Raw genomic sequence first — 18,558 nt, forward strand, 5'->3', positions numbered from 1 at the left:
CTGCCGATGGCGAAGCCCGGCATCGCGGCGACGGCGATCTTCATGTTCTTCAACTCGTGGAACGACTACTACGGCCCGCTGCTCTACACCTCCGAGAACCCGGCCGCGTGGCCGGTCGCCTACGGGCTCGCCTCCTTCCGCGGCGTGCACGGCACCGACTGGGGTCTCACCATGGCGATGACGATGCTCGTCACCGTCCCGGTCGTCATCATCTTCTTCTTCGCCCAACGCGTCTTCGTGGAGGGCATCACACTCACCGGCGTGAAGGGATAACGCGTGAAACTGGCTGTCGTGGGCGGAGGCTCCACCTATACCCCCGAACTCGTGGACGGATTCGCGCGGTTGCGCGAGCTGCTGCCGATCGAGGAGCTCTGGCTCGTCGACACCGATCCGGAGCGGCTGCGGCTGGTCGGCGGGGTCAGCGAGCGCATGTTCCGCGCGGCGGGCCATCCGGGCCGGATCGTCCCGACCTCCGACCTGGTCGCCGGAGTCGCCGACGCGGACGCCGTGCTGATCCAGCTGCGGGTCGGCGGGCAGGCCGCCCGGCACGGCGACGAGACCTTCCCGCACGAGTGCGGGTGCATCGGGCAGGAGACCACCGGTCCGGGCGGATTCGCCAAGGCGCTGCGGACGGTGCCCGTCGTGCTCTCGGTGGCCGAGGTCGTGCGCACGCACGCCAAGCCCGGCGCGTGGATCGTCGACTTCACCAACCCGGTCGGCATCGTCACGCGCGCCCTGCTGCAGGAGGGTCACCGTGCCGTCGGGCTCTGCAACGTCGCGATCGGCTTCCAGCGCCGGTTCGCCGCCATGCTCGACGTGTCCCCCGGCGAGGTCGCCCTCGGCCACGTCGGCCTCAACCACCTGACCTGGGAGCGATCGGTCACCGTCGGCGGCCGGGACGTCCTGCCCGAGCTGCTGTCCACGCGGCTCCCCCAGCTCGCCGAGGAGATCGAGCTCCCGGCCTCCCTGCTGCGGCTGCTCGGGAACTTGCCGAGCTACTACCTGCGCTACTACTACGCCCACGACGAGGTGCTGCGCGAGCAGCTCGACGCGCCGACCAGGGCGGAGGCCGTGCAGCAGGTCGAACGCGAGCTGCTCGAGCTCTACGCGGACCCGGCGGTCGACCGCAAACCGGAGCAACTGGCCCAGCGCGGCGGCGCGTTCTACTCCGAGGCGGCGGTCGACCTGCTCGCCTCGCTGACGAGCGACCGCGGCGACGTGCAGGTGGTCAACCTGCGCAACGACGGCACACTGCCGTTCCTGCCCGACGACCACGTGATCGAGGTGCCGGCGACCGTCGGCGCCGGCGGGGTGCATGCTCGCCCCGTCGCTCCCCTGCCTGCCGACCTGGCGGGGCTCATCGGCCACGTGGCGGGATACGAGCGGCTCGCGCTCGACGCCGCCGTGCACGGAGGACGCGAGCGCGTCGTGCGAGCGATGCTCGCGCACCCGCTGGTCGGGCAGTACGACCGCGCCGAGAAGCTGACCGACCTGCTGATCGCCCGCAATCACGATCACCTGGCGTGGGCGCGATGACCGACGTTACGCCTGGTGCGCCGATCGTCGTCGCGGTCGACGGAGGCGGCTCCAAGACGGATGCCGTCGCACTGGGGCTGGACGGCACTGTGGTCGCGGCGGTGCGCGGCGCGACGTCCAGCCCGCACCTGATCGGGATGGCCGCGACGGCGGCCCTCGTCGACGAGCTGATCGAGCGGCTGCTGGTCGAGACGGGGCCGCGGCCGCTGGCGAGCGTCAACATCTACCTCTCCGGGCTGGACCTGCCGGCGGAGGTCGCCGAGTTCCGCGCCGGGATCGCCGGCTATGCGTGGGCGGACGCCGTCGTGGACAACGACCTCTTCGCGCTGCTCCGTGCCGGCACGAGCGAACCCGACGCGGTCGCGGTGGTCTGCGGCACCGGCATCAACTGCGTCGGCGTCCGCGCCGACGGCGCCGTGGTGCGCTATCCCTCGCTCGGGATGACCTCCGGCGACTGGGGCGGCGGCTGGCACCTGGGCGAGCAGGCGCTCTGGCATGCGGCACGCGCCGTCGACGGCCGCGGGCCGGCCACCCGCCTCGCTTCGATGATCCCGGCGGTCTTCGGTCTGACGGGCATACCCGACGTCATCGAAGCCCTGCACTTCGGGCGCATCGCGAGCAGTGAACTGGCACGCCTCGCGCCGTCCGTTCTCGCCGCGTCCCGTGCGGGCGATCCCGTCGCCCAGGGTCTCGTGGACCGGCAGGCGGAGGAGGTCGTCCTCTTCGCCGTCACGACGCTGCGGCGGTTGGCGCTCCTGGACCGTCCGGTCCCGGTGGTCCTCGGCGGCGGAGTGATCGGCTCGCGCGACGAGCGCCTCCTGAACGCGGTGCGGAACGGGCTGGCCGATCGGGCTCCGCTCGCGCGGGTCACCGTGGTGACCGCGGCTCCGATCCTGGGAGCGGCGCTGCTGGCGCTCGAGGCCGCCGGAGCCGCACCCGAGGCGCTCGACGCCGCCGCATCCAGCCTTCAGGATCGGCAGGCCGTGGTGGTTCAATAGGCCTCACGAACAGGGAATTCGCCGCAGAACGGGAGCGGATGGTCGAGGAGCAGCTCGTCCGCCGCGGGATCGAGGACCAGCGCGTGCTCGACGCGATGCGGCGCGTGCCGCGGCACGAGTTCGTCCCGGAGGGTTCGGAGCGCTACGCCTACGAGGATCATCCGATGCCGATCGGCGACGGGCAGACGATCTCACAGCCGTTCATCGTGGCGCTCATGCTGGAGGCCGCCCGGATCGGTCCGGAGGACAGCGTTCTGGACGTGGGAACGGGTTCCGGGTATGCCGCCGCGGTCGCCGCCGAGCTCGGTCACCGGGTCGTCGGCATCGAGCGCCATCCGGGCCTGGCGATCGCAGCCGCCGCGACGCTGGAGGCGCTCGGCTACCGGGTGGAGGTCGTGACCGGCGACGGCACCCTGGGCTGGCCGCAGGGCGCCCCCTACGATGTGATCGTCGCCGCGGCCACGGGCCCCGCGTTGCCGAAGGCGTGGCCCGACCAGCTCAGCCGACACGGCCGGATCGTGATGCCGATCGGTCGCCCGGGCCGCGCTCAGCACCTGGTCGTGTTCGAGCGCGGAGCCGACGGCGGCCTCCACGAGCGCGATCTGGGCGCCGTCACCTTCGTCCCCCTCGTCGGCGACGACGGCTGGAACCCCTGACCCCCGCGCCTGACGACATTCGTCACGAATCCGCTCATTCGTGGCACGAATCTCGACATTCGTGACGAATCTCGCAGGGTCAGGCGGCGGCAGCGGCGGCGGCAGGGGCGACAGCAGCGGCGGCGGTGCGGGTGCGGAGGGCGCCGAGCAGCGCGGCGAGCTGGCCGGCGGGGGCCGCGGGATCCTCCGGGTGCCACTGCACCGCGACGATCGGGGCCGACTCGTGCTCGATCGCCTCGACGTGCCCGTCCGGAGCCCGGCCGGTCACACGGAGTCCGGACCCGACCAGGTCGACCGCCTGGTGGTGGGCGCTGCGGACGGAGACGACCGGACCGCCGAGCAGCTCCTCGACCCGGCTCCCCGGCTCCAGCAGCACGGGATGGGTGGTCAGCACGTCCGGGATCGGCACGCCGCGACGCACGTGGTCGCTCTCGCCGAGGTCCTGGATGAGCGTGCCGCCGAGCGCGACGTTGACGATCTGGAGGCCGCGGCAGATTCCGAGCAGCGGCACTCCGCGCTCGATCGACCGGTGCACGAGCGCGAGTTGGGCCGCGTCCGCGGTCTCACGGTGCAGGCTCTCGTGCGGGTAGCCTCCCGACGCGCCGTAGAACCGCGGTGCGATGTCCTCCCCGCCCACGATCACCACCGCGTGCGCACGGTCGGTCGAAGCGAGCAGCGCGTCGGTTCCGGCGTCGGCGGCCAGCCGCGCCACGGTCCAGCCGGCAGCCTCCGCCGCCCGGACGACTCCGCCGACCAGCACCTGCACGTACGCGTGGTACTCCGGGTCGTGGCCCCGGAAGCGCGTCGCCTCGACGACGGCGAGGGTGCGGGCGACCGGAGGCATAGGAGCCATTGTGGGCGGCGACGGCGGCGCAGCGCATCCGTGGTGTAACAGGCCGAAACAGTGACACGGCTCCTGGCCGGTCAATAGACTCGGCTGAATGACAGCTGGGCTCGGGAGAGTGGGTGGATGCCTGTGCGTCGTGTCCTGACCGCGTTCCTGCTCGCCCTCGGCATCGCGGGCGCACCCCTCGCGCTCGGCGCCTCCGCGGCCGTGGCCGCCGACCCGGTGGACCTCGGCCCTGGCCGCGTCGTCGATCAGGCGGGCGTGCTCTCCACGGCCGACATCGACACCATCGAGTCGGCGACCGCCGACCTGAAGAAGAACCACCACATCACGCTCTCCGTGGTGTTCGTCGACCACTTCACCGATCCTGCCGACGCCGAGGACTGGGCCAACGAGACGGCCGCTCGCAACGACCTCGGGCCCACCGACTACCTCCTGGCCATCGCGACCGATACCGGTTCGTACTACCTCTCCGGCGATGACAGCGGCCCCGTCAGCGACCAGGAGCTCACCGCGATCGAGCAGCAGCAGGTCGCCCCCAAGGTGCACACCCAGGACTGGACGCAGGCCGCGGTGGCCGCAGCCCACGGCCTCGGCGACGCGGTCGGCACCGGACCCGGCCCGTGGTTCGTCTGGCTCCTCGTCGTCGGGCTCATCGTGGTCGCGGCCGTCGTCGCGCTGCTGATCCGCCGGCAGCGCAGGGTGCGCAGCCGCAGGTCGCTGACGCCATGACGCCATGAGACCGACGTCGCCATGACACCGAACCGGAAGGAGAGAGGATGAGCCCCGCTTCGTTCCTCGTCGTCCCCCAGTGGCAGGGCTCCGGCTCGTCACGCGCGATGCGCCTCATCGACGGCGCCGACGCCATCCGCGGCGACCTGCCCACGACGGCGACACACAGCGTCGCGGTGCCGGCGGCCGCCGGCGAAGCACTCGGCACAGGGGTGCTGCGCTACTCGTCGCTGACACTCGTCCGCGAACTCGCCGAGGCCGAGCTGGCAGTGCTCGAGGAGCCCGTCGTCACCATCGGGGGCGACTGCGCCGCGGATCTGGCGAGCGTACAGCACGCCGTATCGTCGCACCCGTCAGGATCGGTGGCGGTGGTCTGGTTCGACGCGCACGGCGACCTCAACAGCGTCTCGACCTCGCCATCCGGAGCCTTCCACGGCATGGTCGTGCGCGCCCTGCTCGGCGACGGCCCCGACGGCCTCGCCGCCACCGGGCCGGCGCGCCTCCATCACGAGCAGCTCGTGCTCGCCGGGACACGCGCACTCGACGACGGCGAGTCGGCATTCGTCGAGCGGATGGGCATCCGGCTGGTCGGGCCGGACGGGTTCGACGACCCGCAGACGCTCGTCGATGCCGTCGAGGCCACGGGGGCGACGTCCGTGTACCTGCACATCGATCTCGACGTTCTCGATCCGTCCGCCGTCGACGGCGTCGGCTACCCGGAGCCGTTCGGCGTCACGCCGGCTCAGCTGGCCGACGCGATCCGTGCGCTGCGCGCCCGCTTCGAGCTCGCCGGAGCGGCTATCACCGAGTTCGCCCCCGAGTCGCCGGAAGCGGCCGGTCGCGATCTGCCGGTGATCCTGCGGATCCTCGGCTCGCTCACGGGCCCACTGCGTGACGCCGGCTGATCGCGGCCGGTAGCGTTGGCGGTATGAGCGAACCCAGGATCCTGACCGAGCAGCGCGGGCACGTCCTCCTCATCGGCCTCAACCGGCCCGAGAAGCGCAACGCGGCGGACTTCGAGCTCCTGACCGGGCTCGCCGAAGCCTACGGACAGCTGGAGCGCGATCCGGAGCTCCGCGTCGGCCTGGTCTACGCCGTCGGCGACCACTTCACGGGCGGGCTCGACCTGGCCGACATCGGGCCCCGGATCGGCGCGGACGGCATCTCCTTCGTGTCCGACACCGGCGTCGACCCCTGGGCCGTCTCCGGGCAGCAGCGCACCAAGCCGGTGGTCATCGCCGTGCAGGGCACCTGCCTGACCTTCGGCATCGAGCTGATCCTCGCCTCCGATGTCGCCGTCGCGGCGCGGTCGACGCGGTTCGGCCAGATCGAGGTCGCACGCGGCATCCTCCCGTTCGGCGGAGCGACGATCCGGTTCCCGCGGGCCGCGGGCTGGGGCAACGCCATGCGCTACATCCTCACGGGCGACCTGTTCGACGCCGAGGAGGCGTACCGGATCGGACTCGTGCAGGAGGTCGTCGACGACGGAGCACAGTTCGACGCGGCCCTGAGCATCGCCGAACGGATCGCGGCACAGGCGCCGCTGGCCGTGCAGGCCGCGCTCGCGAACGCGTTCACGGCGGTGCGGGAGGGCGATGCAGTGGCGGAGGCCGGGCTGCAGCCGGCGCTCGCGCGACTGGCCGCGAGCGAAGACGCCCGAATCGGCCTGCAGGCCTTCCTGTCGCGCACCCCGGCCGAGTTCGTCGGGCGCTGACCGCGCGTACGCTCCATACGACCACAGACCGAACAGCGGGAGGAATCATGGCAGCAGCCGCCGAGTACGACGTCATCGTGATCGGAGCGGGAGCCGTCGGTGAGAACGTCGCCGACCGCGCAGCACAGGGCGGCCTGCGCACCGTCATCGTGGAGGCGGAGCTCGTCGGGGGCGAGTGCTCGTTCTGGGCCTGCATCCCGTCCAAGACCCTCCTGCGATCGGCCGCGGCACTCCGGGCGGCCCAGCGGGTGGGCGGGGCACGGGAGGCGGTCACCGGGCCGCTCGACGTCTCCGCCGTGCTGCGCCGCCGCGACTACATGACCAGCGACTGGAAGGACGACGGTCAGGTGGAGTGGCTGCGCGGTGCCGGGATCGACCTGGTCAGGGGCTGGGGCACGATCACCGCGCCCAAGGAGGTGACGGTGACCGCGGAGGACGGCACGGTCACGGTGCTCACAGCGCGGCACGCCGTCGCCGTCTGCACCGGCTCGGCCTCGCTGCTCCCGAACATCCCGGGGCTGCGCGACAGCGAGCCGTGGACGAGCCGCGACGCGACCAGTGTGCAGCGTGTGCCGGTGTCGCTCGCCATCCTGGGCGGCGGCACCGTGGGATGCGAGATGGCGACGGCGTACGCGGGCTTCGGCACCGACGTGCACCTCATCGCGCGCAGCGGGCTGCTGGGCACCGAGGAGCCGTTCGCCGGCGAGCAGGTGGCGGCGTCGCTGAAGGAGCTGGGCGCGCACGTCCACCTCGACGTCACCACCGAGTCCGTCGAGCGGACCGACGATGATCGGTTCCGCATCCGGCTGGGCGACGGCAGCGTCGTCGAGACGGACGAGCTGCTGGTGGCGACCGGGCGATTGCCGCGGACATCCGGGCTCGGCCTCGACGCCTTCGGCCTCGAGGATGGCGCGTGGCTGAGCGTCGACGACAGCATGCGCGTGCTCGGCACCGACGGCGAACCGATCGACGACGGCTGGCTGTACGGCGTCGGCGACGTGAACCACCGAGCCCTGCTCACGCACCAGGGCAAGTACCAGGCGCGCGCCGCCGGCGACGCGATCGCCGCACGGGCGCATGGCCGCGAGGTGTCGCTCGCGCCGTGGGGGGCCTTCGTCGCGACGGCCGACCACCAGGCGGTCCCCCAGGTCACGTTCACCGAGCCGGAGGTCGCCTCCGTCGGCCTCACCGCTGCCGCAGCCGAGAAGGCCGGGCACCGCATCCGCGTCGTCGACTACCCGATCGGCTCGGTCAGCGGGGCGTACGTGGTGGCGGACGACTACTCGGGCACCGCCCGGATGGTCATCGACGAGGACAGGAAGGTGGTGGTCGGCGCGACGTTCGTGGGCCAGGACGTCGGCGAGCTGCTGCACTCGGCCACGATCGCCGTCGTCGGGGAGGTTCCCCTCGATCGGCTCTGGCACGCCGTGCCGTCGTATCCGACGATCAGCGAGGTCTGGCTCCGCCTCCTGGAGGCCTACGGGCGCCCGGAGAAGTGACGATGGCCGCGCGCCGCCCCGACGGCCTCCTCGCCTCCCTCTTCCTCGACTCGCCGATCAGCCGGCTCGGCTACCTGTACGCGACCTCCGTCGGCTTCGTCTGGGGCTTCATCTGGAGCACGGGCCGTGTCGAACGCCGGGCCGGGCTCTTCGTCTTCCGTGGGATGCCGAGACGCACGTTCGGACGCGGTGGCTCGTGCGTCGGCGGTTGCTACCTGACCGACCGGAACGTGACCGACGACGTGCTCGAGCACGAAGTCGTCCACAAGCGCCAATGGCGGCGCTACGGGATGCTGTTCCCGTTCCTCTACCTGCTGGCGGGACGCGACCCGCTGCGCAATCGCTTCGAGATCGAGGCCGGTCTCGAGAAGGGCGGCTACCGATGACGGACACGGGACGAACGATCGTCGTCACCGGCGCAAGCTCCGGGATCGGCGCCGTGGCAGCGGAGCGGCTGGCCGCCGGCGGCGACCGGGTCGCGGTGGTCGGACGCGACGCCGAGCGCACGCGGGCGGTCGCCGAGCGGATCGGAGCGACGGCGTTCATCGCCGACTTCGAGCGACTGGACGACGTGCGCGCTCTCGCCTCCGCCCTCCTGGATCGCTACGACGGCATCGATGTGCTGGCCAACAATGCGGGCGGCCTGTACCACGAGCGGGGTCTGACGGCCGATGGGCACGAACGGACCATCCAGGTCAACCACCTGGCGCCGTTCCTGCTGACGCGGCTGCTCCGGCCGCGGCTCGTGCAGACCGCCAAGGACGGGCGGGATGTCCGCGTCGTCTCGACCGCCAGCATGGCCAACCGGTTCGGACGGCTGCGTCTCGACGATCTCGACTGGTCGCGTCGGCCCTGGCGCGGCGGCTGGCAGGCGTACGGCACGTCGAAGCTGGCGACGATCCTGTTCGCGGTCGAGCTCGGCGAGCAGTTCACGGGCATGGGAGTCGGTGCATACTCGTTCCATCCGGGCACGGTCGCGACACGCTTCGGCGGCAGCTCCCCGCTGATCCGGTTCGGCAATGCCGTGACGGGAGGCCGCTACGGCGTGACCGCGGAGGCCGGCGCCGCACCGTTGGAGCGGCTGGCCGGGCCGCTCCCGGTCGGTGCGCCGACCGGCACCTACTTCGACCGGTTCCGGGCCAACGGCCGCACGGCCGCGCAGGCGAAAGACGCTCAGCTCGGACGTGACCTGTGGCGGATCAGCGAGGCCCTGACGGCAGACTGACGGCGCCCGGCTCCATGCCGGCGCACTCCACGAGGTGCTCCCCCACCTCGGTGGCCAGCGGCCACGCGCCGGTCACGATCGCGCGCGTGCTCCCGGGCCCGTCACAGAGCATCTCGGCCGTCCAGGCGCGGACGGCGCGCGTCGCCGCCTCGCCACGCGCGCACGGCTGCGCGGTTCCCGGCCGGCCGGAGCGCTCGGAGCGGACCAGCCAGGTGACCGTCATGCGCATCGGCGCGGCGAGCGGGACGATCTCGGCCGGCTCGCCGACCTCCACGAAGACACGTCCACGCGCGCACAGCGGCAGCAGCGCGAGCTCCGCCTCCAGCTCGGTCAGCGACGTCTCGTCGCCCACGACGAGGAACTGCGCGCGGTCGTCGTGGTGCGCGGTGGCGGCGGTGTGCGCGGCGTGGTCGGGTCGGTGCATATCCCCTCGAGTATAGGTCAGGCTTACCTAACCTCCGGCTGAGTGTCCGTCGTTCGCAGCGCCCTCCCTGCTGCAGCGCCCTTCCGGTGCCGGGCCGTGCACGGCATGATCGAGACATGCTTCCGACCGCGGACTCCCCCGTCGCCCCGATGCTCGCCAAGGCCGTCCCCGCCGTACCGGAGCAGGACTCCGTACCGGGCGGGCTCAGCTTCGAACCCAAATGGGACGGCTTCCGCGCCATCGTCTACGCCGCCGACGCCGGCGACGGCACCGTCGGCGACGTGCAGATCGGCAGCAGGGGCTCCAAGATGCTCACGCGCTACTTCCCCGAGCTCGTCGCGGCCTTCCGCGAGCTGCTGCCCTCCCCCTGCGTCCTCGACGGCGAGATCGTCGTGCCGACAGGCGAGCCCGGCAGCCAGCGGCTGGACTGGGAGGCGCTCTCGCAGCGCATCCACCCCGCAGCCAGCCGGGTGACGCTGCTCTCCGAGCAGACTCCCGCGACCTTCGTGGCGTTCGACCTGCTCGGGCTGGGCGACGAATCGTACCTCGACCGGCCGTTCGCCGAGCGCCGTGCGGCGCTGGAGGAGTTCGCGAGCGACCTCCCGGCTCCGCTGCGGATCACCCGGACGACCACCGACGTCGAGCTGGCGCGGACCTGGCTCGTCGAGTTCGAAGGCGCCGGACTCGACGGGGTCGTGGCGAAGCCGCTCGCCGGCGCCTACGCGCCGAACAAGCGCACCATGCTCAAGATCAAGCACCACCGCACCGCGGACGTCGTGGTGCTCGGCTACCGCGTGCACGCCAGCGGACGCGGTGTGGGCTCCCTGCTCGTCGGGCTGTACGGCGATGACGGCGTGCTGCGCAACGTGGGAGGCGTGTCCGCCTTCAGCGACAAGGTGCGCATGCAACTCGTCGACGACCTGGAGCCGCTGGTGGAACGGGACGAGAACGGCGCCGCGGTGAGGGGCGCGACCGACCGCAGCAGGTTCTCGGCCAGCAAGGACGTCTCGTTCGTGCGGCTGCGGCCCGAGCGCGTGCTCGAGGTCCGCTACGACCAGATGGAGGGCATGCGCTTCCGGCACACCGCCCAGTTCGAGCGCTGGCGCCCGGACCGCGACCCGGCCTCCTGCACCTACGACCAGCTCGACCGCCCGATCGCCTACGACCTCGCGGACGTCATGTCCTGACTCGGTCGCTTCCGGAGCAATGCACGCGACATGCCGGCGGAGGCGTGCACAGGTCCGGGAGGGACTGTGCGTCAGAGCTGCTTCGTCAGAGCTGCTTCGTCAGAGCTGCTTCGTCAGGGCTTCTTCGTCAGGGCTTCTTGGCTCGGGACGGCTGCACGCGCGGCGGCTCGCCGGGCATCTTGGGGTAGTCGGGCGGGAAGGGGAGCTCGCCGAGCCCGTCGTCGAGGTCGCGCTGCCACCACTCGAGCAGGGCATCGATGCGGCCGGGGCGCTCACCGAAGTCCTGCCACGGGTCGCCGACCTTCCGCAGCCGCTCGGGCATGGTGAGCACGGTGAACTCGCGCGGATCGGCCTCCGGGAGCTCGTCCCAGGCGACCGGCGCCGAGACCGGCGCGTGCGCGAGCGCTCGCGGGCTGTATGCACCGGCCATCGTGCGGTCGCGGTTGGCCTGGTTGAAGTCGACGAAGACCTTCTCGCCGCGCTCCTCCTTCCACCACGCCGTCGTGACCGCGTCCGGCATCCGACGCTCCAGCTCCCGGGCGGCCGCGATCACCGCGTGCCGCACGTCGAGGAACTCGCGCACCGGCTCGATGGGGGCGAACACGTGCAGGCCACGGTTGCCCGATGTCTTGATGTACGCCTCCAGCCCGACCTCCGCGAGCACGGCTCGCAGCTCGATCGCGGCCGGAACGGCGTCGGTGAAGCCGGTTCCCGGCTGCGGGTCGAGGTCGATGCGCAGCTGGTCGGGGTTGTCGGAGTCCTCCGCGCGCGACGGCCACGGGTGGAAGACGATCGTGTTCATCTGCACGGCCCAGACTGCCGCGGCCGGCTCGTCGATCACGAGCTGGGGATGCGAGCGCGCGCTCGGATACACGACAGGGACCGACCGCACGAAGTCGGGCGTGCCGCGCGGCGGGTTCTTCGAGAAGAACTCCTCCCCGCCGATTCCCTCCGGGAACCGCTGCAGCGACACCGGGCGGTCGCCGTTGGCGCGGACGAACGCGTCGCCCACCTCGACGATGTAGTTCGCGAGGTCGAGCTTGGTGATTCCCAGCTCGGGATACAGCACGCGACCGGGGCTCGAGATGCGGACTTCCCGATCACCGTGCGGACCGGGGACGGTGAGAACGACTGCATCGCCTGCCATGCCACCACCGTACCGGTCCAACGGGTGATGACCAGGGTGTGAATTCCGTGTGGGATACGGGAGGTCGGCGTCCAGCCGTCTGAGAAGTGGGTCAGAATGAACGATGTCCGTCCGTGGACGACGAACAGTGCGAGGAGGTGGGTGGCCCTGCGGATCATCAGCTACAACCTGCGCAAGCACGCCGCCGGTCACGAGCTCGAAGACATCGCCAGGACGTACGACGTGGACGCGTTGTGCCTGCAGGAGTGCGACAGCGAGATGCTCTCGCCCCGGCTGCACGACCTGCAGCTCGCCGACGCGACGCGCGCCAACCGCCTCGGCCTCGCCGTGTACGTGCGTGACGAGCGCTACGAAGTGCTGGACACCCAGGTGTTCGCCGTGCACAAGTCGATCCACGACCGCGTCCTCGCTCCCGCGAACGAGCGGCTGCTGGCCGCGCTGCTGCGCGACCGCGACTCCGGCGAGCGCGTGCTGGTCGGTTCGTTCCATGCGGCACCGCTGACGGCCTCCAACTCGTTGCGCCGCAAGCAGATCGCCGCGGCTCACGACGGGATGCGCTCGCTCGCCCCCGATACGCCGGCGATCATGGTCGGCGACTTCAACTACCCGTGGTTCATCCGCGGACTGGAGCGTCACCTGACCACGGCGGGCTACACCCTCAAGCGCAGCGACGAGCCGACCTACCTGCGCTACAAGTTCTTCACCGGCTACTTCGACTTCGTGACTTCGACGGGCTTCGAGGTGGAGCGGGTGGACGTGCTGCCGGCCGGCGCCTCGGACCACCGCGCCATCCGGCTCGACGCCGAACTCGCCGCGTAGTCAGCGCCCTTCCGGCGGCGTACGCTGTCGGGCGTACCGCGATCGTGTCGAGGTGATGACCGTTGGACGCGCTGGGCTGGCTGGCCGGGCCCGACTACACGATCGCGCGTGAGATCCTCCAGCGCGGAGTCGCGGCGCTCTACGTCGTCGCATTCCTGTCCGCCGTCGCCCAGTTCCCCGCGCTGCTCGGCGAGCACGGTCTGCTGCCCGCACCGCGATACTTGCGGAACAGCTACGCCCGGCGTCAGCCGACGCTCTTCCGGCTGCGGTACTCCGATCGGCTCCTTCGTGCCGTCGCGTGGACAGGTGCGGTGCTGTCGGCCCTCATCGTCGTCGGCGTGCTCCAGCTGACGCCGTCGTACATCTTCATCCCGGTGTTCCTGATCGTGTGGTTCCTCTACCTGTCGATCGTGCACATCGGGCAGACCTTCTACAGCTTCGGCTGGGAGAGCCTGATCTGCGAGGCGGGGTTCACGGTCGCCTTCCTCGGGTCGTGGGACACCGCTCCCCCGATCACGATCGTCATCCTGGTGCGCTGGCTGGTCTTCCGGCTGGAGTTCGGAGCCGGGATGATCAAGATGCGCGGCGACCGCTCCTGGCGCGACCTCACCGCGCTCTTCTACCACCACGAGACGCAGCCGATGCCGAACCCGTTGAGCCGCACGGCCCACCTGCTGCCGAGGTGGTGGCATCGCGTGGAGGTGCTGGGCAACCATTTCGCGCAGCTGATCGTTCCCTGGCTGCTGTTCCTTCCGCAACCGGTCGCGAGCATCGCCGCGGCCGTCGTCATCCTGACGCAGCTCTGGCTCGTGGCGACCGGGAACTTCGCGTGGCTCAACTGGATCACCATCGTTCTCGCGTTCGCCGGGGTGGGCGATGGGGCGTGGCGCTGGCTGACGGGCGGCGCGGTGAGCGGCGGAATCGGGGCGACCGAGGTGCCGCTCTGGTACGCGGTGCCGGTACTCCTCGTGAGCGCTCTGCTGGTGGCGCTGAGCTGGTGGCCGCTGCGCAACCTGTTCCGGCGTCGTCAGCTGATGAACGCGAGCTTCAACCGCTGGCACCTGGTGAACGCCTACGGCGCGTTCGGCAGCGTGACCAAGGAGCGCTACGAGGTCGTGGTGGAGGGAACGGAGGACGACCCGCACGACCCCGCGGCCCGCTGGCTCGAGTACGGCTTCAAGGGCAAGCCGGGCGACGTGCGGCGACTGCCGCGCCAGTACGCCCCGTACCATCTGCGACTCGACTGGCTGATGTGGTTCCTCGCTCTCGGGTCGCGCGACTCGCCCTGGTTCGAGGTGTTCCTGCTGCGGCTTCTGGAGGCCGACCGGCCGACGCTGCGGCTGCTGCGGCTCGACCCGTTCGGCGGTACCCCTCCCCGTTCGGTGCGGGCGCGGATGTTCCTCTACCGCTTCGCGACTCACGCCGAGAAGCGGGTGACCGGCGACCGGTGGGTTCGCACGGAGGTGGGGACGCTGGTGCCGCCGGTGGGGTTGCGCGGGTGAAGCGTCCGCCGAAGGTGCAGCGGGCACGATGAACGGCAACTAGACGATACGGCGGAGCCGGAGCGACGAGTTGAGATACGCCGCAGACAGTGCCAAGGAGAAGACGATCGAAAGGACGTACAGGGGTGCATAGTGAGGCGCGTCTGCCGCGCTGGCTGCGGTGGTGAGCGCTTGGAGGAAGAAGAGCGCGGCGATGACGAATCCCGCGACCGGCTTGGTAGTCATCCTCCACATCGGGCGCGACGCGTGCACGTCTTCTGCCTCACCGCGGAAGGTACGCGCGCCAACGAGCACGAGGACGAGGACCACCGCACCGTATGCGAACAGCCCTGCCGACACGTTCAGCAGGAGTGCACCAACGACCGCCACTGTGAGGGCGGCAATGTATCCCAGGACAACAAACACGACTTTGGTCTGCGGCGAGGTAATTCGAAGCGGCATGGGTGAAGCTCCTTGCGCGGATGATGTCGCGCCGAGAGCGCGACGTCGAACGCATCACGAGTCAACCAGACCAGGAGTAATTCTGTACAGGGTATGACGAATTTATAATGCTTTCATAGTTCATCGGCTGCCACTCAGTACCCGGTCCGCTCCTCCTGCAACCGCGCCAGGTCGCGCCAGATCAGCAGCTTGAGGCGCGCCGGCTTCTCGCGTTCGTAGTCGGCGCGCAGAGCCTCCACGCCCGAGAACGCGTCCAGGGCCGCCCCGATCGCCCGGCCGACCTCGTCCCACGCGTCGATGCGGCCGCGTTCCACCAGCGCGAGCAGGTCTTCCTCCGAGTCCGCCTTCGACCGGAGCGCGTCCGCGAGCGCGATCGCGGCGTCCCGGCGCAGTCGCAGGTTGGCCACGTCGATGTCGCGGTAGTCGTGCGGGTGCATCGCGTCGCCGCGCAGACCCTGCGCGGCCTCCAGGTCCTCCTCGATCCGGCCGGCGGCCTCCCCCTGCTCGGCGGCGAGCTCGCGGAGCATGTGCGCCGCCTCCTCCGTGTGCCGGGCGGGGTCGAAGTCGTTGCCGTACTGGATGGTGTCGACCACGATGTGGTTCTTCACCGCCATGCGGGTGGCGTATTCCGCGAGCAGCATGCCTTCCTCGACCGTCTGCTCGAGGGTGGGCGCGGCGGGCTCGGGCAGGGCGTCCTCGTCGAAGGGGCGCGTGCGCACCGTCTTGACGGGGCGCTTCCTGAGCCAGTCCGGCCAGCGCATGGCCACAGCCTTTCGATCGAGAAGCGGTAGGCGCCGACGTCGGCGCCTCCTCCATTCTCACCGATCGGGCTCAGCCGGACGCGCGCGCGGCGAAGAATGCGTTGGCTCGGCGCGTGTAGAGCAGCGACAGCATGACCACGGCCCAGAGGATCTCCAGGATGCCGCTGAAGAACTGGAGGCTGAACAGCAGCAGGACACCGCTGACCGCGTTGAGGATCATGACGACCGTCACGAGCCCGCGCGCGAACCGGCTGCCGTTCAGCAGCCCGCGCGCGACGATCAGGATGACGATGCCGAGGATGATCGAAAGGATCGCCGCCGTGGTGATCCCGGCCAGCGCTCCGGCGTCGGATGACGCCACCATCGAATTGCGGGCGAACAGCGTCACGACGCCGCCGACGATGTTCAGGACGCCGTTGATGTAGGCCAGCACGGCCACGAAGGTGACGGAACCGGGACGGGTGGGCATGGGGGCCTCCTGACGTTGTTGCGAGAATAGCGCGGGCCGGCCCCGTGCGGGCAGGGTGGGCCTGCGCGGCGGGCACGAATGTCGGAGGGCCGTGCGAAAGTGGGCTCATGGCCGGCGTGCGCTACGAGTTCGAGACCGAGCTGTTCCGGTGGGAGGCGCGGCGCGACCTCTGGGTGTTCGCGCGGCTCCCCGACGACGTCTCGGAGGAGATCCGGCTGCAGCCGCACCCGCCCGCGGGGTTCGGATCGGTCAAGGTGATGGTGACGCTGGGGTCGTCGCGCTGGTCGACGTCCGTGTTCCCCGAGACGGCGGACGGCGCCTACGTGGTCGCGATCAAGGGCGAGGTGCGGCGACGGGAAGGCGTCGATCTGGGCGACCGCGTCGTACTCGGGGTGGAGACGCTGCTGTAGGCGGCGGCGCCGTGGGAGCCCTTCGGCTCAGAGAACCCTCCGCCGGTCGACGAGCTGGCGGTGCTGGGCGGTCTGCCGGAGCGCCGAGAGCAGTGTGAAGCCGGAGAGCGCATCCCAGCCCCCGGTCCAGCTCAGCCCGGACGCGACCTCCCACACCGTGGCGCCTGTGCTCGCGGCGACCTCCTTGGTGCGGCGCAGGTGGTGCGCGGCAAGGGCGGCACAGCGCTCCCGGACCCCTGTGAACGGGTCTTCGTGGCCGGGGAGCGCCCGAAGCGCGCCCGTGTCGAGCGCGGCGACACGATCGAGGGAGGCCAGGTAGTCGGCGATCGGGTTGGTATCGGCGGGGCCGCCGAGCCCCAGACCGGAGTTGACCGTCGGCAACACGTGATCGCCTGTGAAGAGGAGGCCGGCCTCCTCGTCGAGCAGGCAGAGATGGCCGTCGGTGTGGCCGGGTGTCCCGATCGTCCGAAGACGTCGCCCCGGGATGTCGAGCAGCTGCGCGTCGGCCAGGACTCCGCCGAGGACCTCGTCGAGGAGCTCGGCGGCGGGTGCGGTGGGCGCCGCGGCGGCGGCGAGGAGCTCAGCACGGCGGTCCTGCGGAACACCCCACACGCCGAAGTCCGGCGCGGGCACGCCGACCACGATGCGGCCGAGGGCCGCGCGCTCGCGTTCGTGCAGCAGCACGCGGGCGCCGGTGCGGACGCGCAGGGCGGCCGCGCCGCCGGCGTGATCGGCGTGCAGGTGGGTGAGGACGATCGAGCCGACCTCCGCCTCGCCGATCGCCGCCTCCAGCACCGCGATCGCCTCCGCTGTCGCCGAGCCCGGGTCGACGACGTGCACGCGACCGTCGGCATCGTCGACCAGGTAGGCGTTGCTGAACGGCAGACCGGTGCCGGCGGGCATCGGGACGCGCACCCGGCGGACGCCCTCGGCGATCGGCTCGGAGGACCTCTCGGCGGAGGTCTCGGGCGGCGTCTCGGGCGGCGTCTCGGGCGCGGGGGTCATGCGCTCACGCTAGCCGACCATGCCGAAGCGGACCGCGCGCTCGGGTGGCACGCGGTCCGCTCTCGGTGTGGCTGTCAGCCCGGAAGCGTCAGCCGGCGAGGAGGCCGAGCGTGTCGACGACGCGGTTGGAGAAGCCCCACTCGTTGTCGTACCAGGCGACCACCTTGACGTGGCGCCCGTCGACGCGGGTGAGCGCGGAGTCGAAGATCGAGGACGCCGGGTTGCCCGTGATGTCGGAGGACACCAGGGCGTCCTCCGAGTACTCCAGGATGCCGGCCAGTGCGCCCTCGGCTGCGGCCTTGTACGCGGCGATGACGTCGTCCCGGGTCACGTCGCGGGAGACGACCGTGTTCAGTTCGACGATCGAGCCGACCGGGACCGGCACGCGGATCGAGTCGCCCGACAGCTTGCCGTCGAGGTTCGGCAGCACCAGGCCGATGGCCTTCGCGGCGCCGGTGGTGGTCGGGACGATGTTGACCGCGGCGGCGCGGGCGCGGCGCGGGTCGCGGTGCGGGCCGTCCTGGAGGTTCTGCTCCTGCGTGTACGCGTGCACGGTCGTCATGAAGCCGTGCTCGATGCCGGCGAGGTCGTCGAGGACGGCCGCCAGCGGGGCGAGGGCGTTCGTGGTGCAGGACGCGTTGGAGACGATGGTGTGGATCGCCGGGTCGTAGGCGTCGGTGTTCACACCGAAGGCCAGGGTCACGTCGGCGCCGTCGGCGGGCGCACTCACGAGCACCTTCTTCGCCCCGGCCTCCAGATGGGCGCGCGCCGCCGTGGCGGAGGTGAAACGCCCGGTCGACTCGAGCACGATGTCGACGCCGAGCTCGCCCCAGGGCAGCTGCGCCGGCTCGCGCTCGGCGAGCACGCGGATGCGGCGCCCGTCGACCACGAGCACGTCGCCGTCGACGGAGACCGGGCGGCCGAGCCGGCCGGCGGTGGAGTCGAAGGCGAGAAGCTTGGCGAGCGCGGCCGGCTCGGTGAGGTCGTTGACGGCGACCACCTCGAGGTCGCTGTCGCGCTCCAGGAGGGCGCGGAGCACGTTACGGCCGATGCGGCCGAATCCGTTGATGGCGATGCGGGTCATGCGGAGGAATCCTTTCGATCGCCTCAAGCCTCCCCGCTGCCGTCGTCACCCACCAGCGGCGCGAACGCCACTGTTCGAAAGGATCCCGCCACGCGCGTCGCA

General features: G+C 71.2%; 21 protein-coding genes and 1 pseudogene. 14 read left to right on the plus strand and 8 right to left on the minus strand.

The annotated features are described in order from the left end of the window. The 4 genes and pseudogenes from Q0Q23_RS15860 to Q0Q23_RS15875 all read left to right on the plus strand — a co-directional run. Positions 1–273: pseudogene (locus tag Q0Q23_RS15860) on the plus strand (carbohydrate ABC transporter permease); the annotation flags it as partial. Positions 274–276: 3 nt separating this feature from the next. Beyond that, complete coding sequence (locus tag Q0Q23_RS15865) at positions 277–1,536, plus strand: 6-phospho-beta-glucosidase (protein ID WP_295126192.1); 1,260 nt, start codon at positions 277–279, stop codon at positions 1,534–1,536. Further along, entirely contained in the window at positions 1,533–2,534 is a 1,002-nt protein-coding gene (locus Q0Q23_RS15870; protein WP_295126196.1) for an N-acetylglucosamine kinase, read from the plus strand. Before Q0Q23_RS15865 ends, Q0Q23_RS15870 begins: the two co-directional genes overlap by 4 nt. Continuing rightward, a complete protein-coding gene (locus Q0Q23_RS15875; protein WP_295126283.1) occupies positions 2,531–3,190 on the plus strand; it encodes a protein-L-isoaspartate(D-aspartate) O-methyltransferase in 660 nt (219 codons plus the stop codon). Before Q0Q23_RS15870 ends, Q0Q23_RS15875 begins: the two co-directional genes overlap by 4 nt. A gap of 79 nt (positions 3,191–3,269) precedes the next feature. Here the strand turns inward: Q0Q23_RS15875 and Q0Q23_RS15880 are convergent, their stop codons facing one another. Beyond that, positions 3,270–4,034, minus strand: a complete 765-nt coding sequence (locus Q0Q23_RS15880) for a gamma-glutamyl-gamma-aminobutyrate hydrolase family protein (protein WP_295126199.1) — start codon at positions 4,032–4,034, stop codon at positions 3,270–3,272. A gap of 126 nt (positions 4,035–4,160) precedes the next feature. On the opposite strand from Q0Q23_RS15880, the gene Q0Q23_RS15885 reads away from it, so the two are divergent. Genes Q0Q23_RS15885 through Q0Q23_RS15910 form a run of 6 tightly spaced genes read left to right on the plus strand, consistent with a single transcriptional unit; the run spans position 4,161 to position 9,207 of the window. Then, positions 4,161–4,769, plus strand: coding sequence for a TPM domain-containing protein (locus Q0Q23_RS15885; protein WP_295126202.1), 609 nt, complete (start codon positions 4,161–4,163; stop codon positions 4,767–4,769). A 47-nt stretch (positions 4,770–4,816) separates the two neighbouring features. Next, on the plus strand, positions 4,817–5,674 hold the full coding sequence (locus Q0Q23_RS15890; RefSeq protein WP_295126206.1) for an arginase family protein: 858 nt from the start codon (positions 4,817–4,819) through the stop codon (positions 5,672–5,674). A 23-nt stretch (positions 5,675–5,697) separates the two neighbouring features. Next, complete coding sequence (locus tag Q0Q23_RS15895; RefSeq protein WP_295126209.1) at positions 5,698–6,483, plus strand: crotonase/enoyl-CoA hydratase family protein; 786 nt, start codon at positions 5,698–5,700, stop codon at positions 6,481–6,483. A gap of 47 nt (positions 6,484–6,530) precedes the next feature. Next, entirely contained in the window at positions 6,531–7,982 is a 1,452-nt protein-coding gene (locus tag Q0Q23_RS15900) for an NAD(P)/FAD-dependent oxidoreductase (protein ID WP_295126212.1), read from the plus strand. A gap of 2 nt (positions 7,983–7,984) precedes the next feature. Then, a complete protein-coding gene (locus tag Q0Q23_RS15905) occupies positions 7,985–8,368 on the plus strand; it encodes a Fe-S oxidoreductase (RefSeq protein WP_295126215.1) in 384 nt (127 codons plus the stop codon). Further along, a complete protein-coding gene (locus Q0Q23_RS15910) occupies positions 8,365–9,207 on the plus strand; it encodes an SDR family NAD(P)-dependent oxidoreductase (protein ID WP_295126219.1) in 843 nt (280 codons plus the stop codon). The genes Q0Q23_RS15905 and Q0Q23_RS15910 overlap by 4 nt, the downstream gene beginning before the upstream one ends. On the opposite strand, the gene Q0Q23_RS15915 is transcribed toward Q0Q23_RS15910, so the two are convergent. Continuing rightward, on the minus strand, positions 9,182–9,631 hold the full coding sequence (locus Q0Q23_RS15915) for an SIP domain-containing protein (protein ID WP_295126221.1): 450 nt from the start codon (positions 9,629–9,631) through the stop codon (positions 9,182–9,184). The two genes, Q0Q23_RS15910 and Q0Q23_RS15915, sit on opposite strands and share 26 nt — an antisense overlap. Positions 9,632–9,747: 116 nt before the next feature. Here Q0Q23_RS15915 and Q0Q23_RS15920 point away from each other — a divergent pair, with 116 nt between their 5' ends. Further along, positions 9,748–10,818 (plus strand): ATP-dependent DNA ligase, encoded by a 1,071-nt coding sequence (locus Q0Q23_RS15920; RefSeq protein ID WP_295126224.1) that lies wholly within the window; start codon positions 9,748–9,750, stop codon positions 10,816–10,818. Positions 10,819–10,945: 127 nt separating this feature from the next. Here Q0Q23_RS15920 and ligD read toward each other — a convergent pair whose 3' ends face one another. Further along, positions 10,946–11,965 carry a non-homologous end-joining DNA ligase gene (gene ligD / locus Q0Q23_RS15925; protein WP_295126227.1) on the minus strand — a complete coding sequence of 340 codons (1,020 nt, stop codon included), beginning with the start codon at positions 11,963–11,965 and terminating at the stop codon, positions 10,946–10,948. Between the two features lie 96 nt (positions 11,966–12,061). On the opposite strand from ligD, the gene Q0Q23_RS15930 reads away from it, so the two are divergent. After that, entirely contained in the window at positions 12,062–12,784 is a 723-nt protein-coding gene (locus Q0Q23_RS15930) for an endonuclease/exonuclease/phosphatase family protein (protein WP_295126230.1), read from the plus strand. Between the two features lie 62 nt (positions 12,785–12,846). Further along, entirely contained in the window at positions 12,847–14,286 is a 1,440-nt protein-coding gene (locus Q0Q23_RS15935; protein ID WP_295126233.1) for a lipase maturation factor family protein, read from the plus strand. 39 nt (positions 14,287–14,325) lie between these two features. Here Q0Q23_RS15935 and Q0Q23_RS15940 read toward each other — a convergent pair whose 3' ends face one another. The 3 genes from Q0Q23_RS15940 to Q0Q23_RS15950 form a co-directional block, all read right to left on the minus strand. Beyond that, positions 14,326–14,727, minus strand: coding sequence for a hypothetical protein (locus tag Q0Q23_RS15940; protein WP_295126236.1), 402 nt, complete (start codon positions 14,725–14,727; stop codon positions 14,326–14,328). Positions 14,728–14,861: 134 nt separating this feature from the next. Further along, the gene (locus tag Q0Q23_RS15945) at positions 14,862–15,488 is read right to left on the minus strand and encodes a hypothetical protein (RefSeq protein WP_295126239.1); all 627 of its coding nucleotides are present in this window, start codon (positions 15,486–15,488) and stop codon (positions 14,862–14,864) included. Between the two features lie 70 nt (positions 15,489–15,558). Further along, a complete protein-coding gene (locus Q0Q23_RS15950) occupies positions 15,559–15,957 on the minus strand; it encodes a hypothetical protein (protein ID WP_295126242.1) in 399 nt (132 codons plus the stop codon). A 107-nt stretch (positions 15,958–16,064) separates the two neighbouring features. On the opposite strand from Q0Q23_RS15950, the gene Q0Q23_RS15955 reads away from it, so the two are divergent. Further along, positions 16,065–16,367: a DUF1905 domain-containing protein gene (locus tag Q0Q23_RS15955; protein WP_295126245.1), complete on the plus strand. Its 303-nt coding sequence runs from the start codon at positions 16,065–16,067 to the stop codon at positions 16,365–16,367. A 27-nt stretch (positions 16,368–16,394) separates the two neighbouring features. On the opposite strand, the gene Q0Q23_RS15960 is transcribed toward Q0Q23_RS15955, so the two are convergent. Both Q0Q23_RS15960 and gap read right to left on the minus strand, forming a co-directional pair. Next, on the minus strand, positions 16,395–17,372 hold the full coding sequence (locus Q0Q23_RS15960; RefSeq protein ID WP_295126248.1) for an MBL fold metallo-hydrolase: 978 nt from the start codon (positions 17,370–17,372) through the stop codon (positions 16,395–16,397). Between the two features lie 88 nt (positions 17,373–17,460). Next, positions 17,461–18,456, minus strand: a complete 996-nt coding sequence (gap, locus tag Q0Q23_RS15965; protein WP_295126251.1) for a type I glyceraldehyde-3-phosphate dehydrogenase — start codon at positions 18,454–18,456, stop codon at positions 17,461–17,463. Positions 18,457–18,558: the final 102 nt, after the last annotated feature.

Origin of the sequence: uncultured Leifsonia sp., from assembly GCF_945957465.1 — a bacterium.
Classification (GTDB): Bacteria; Actinomycetota; Actinomycetes; order Actinomycetales; family Microbacteriaceae; genus Leifsonia.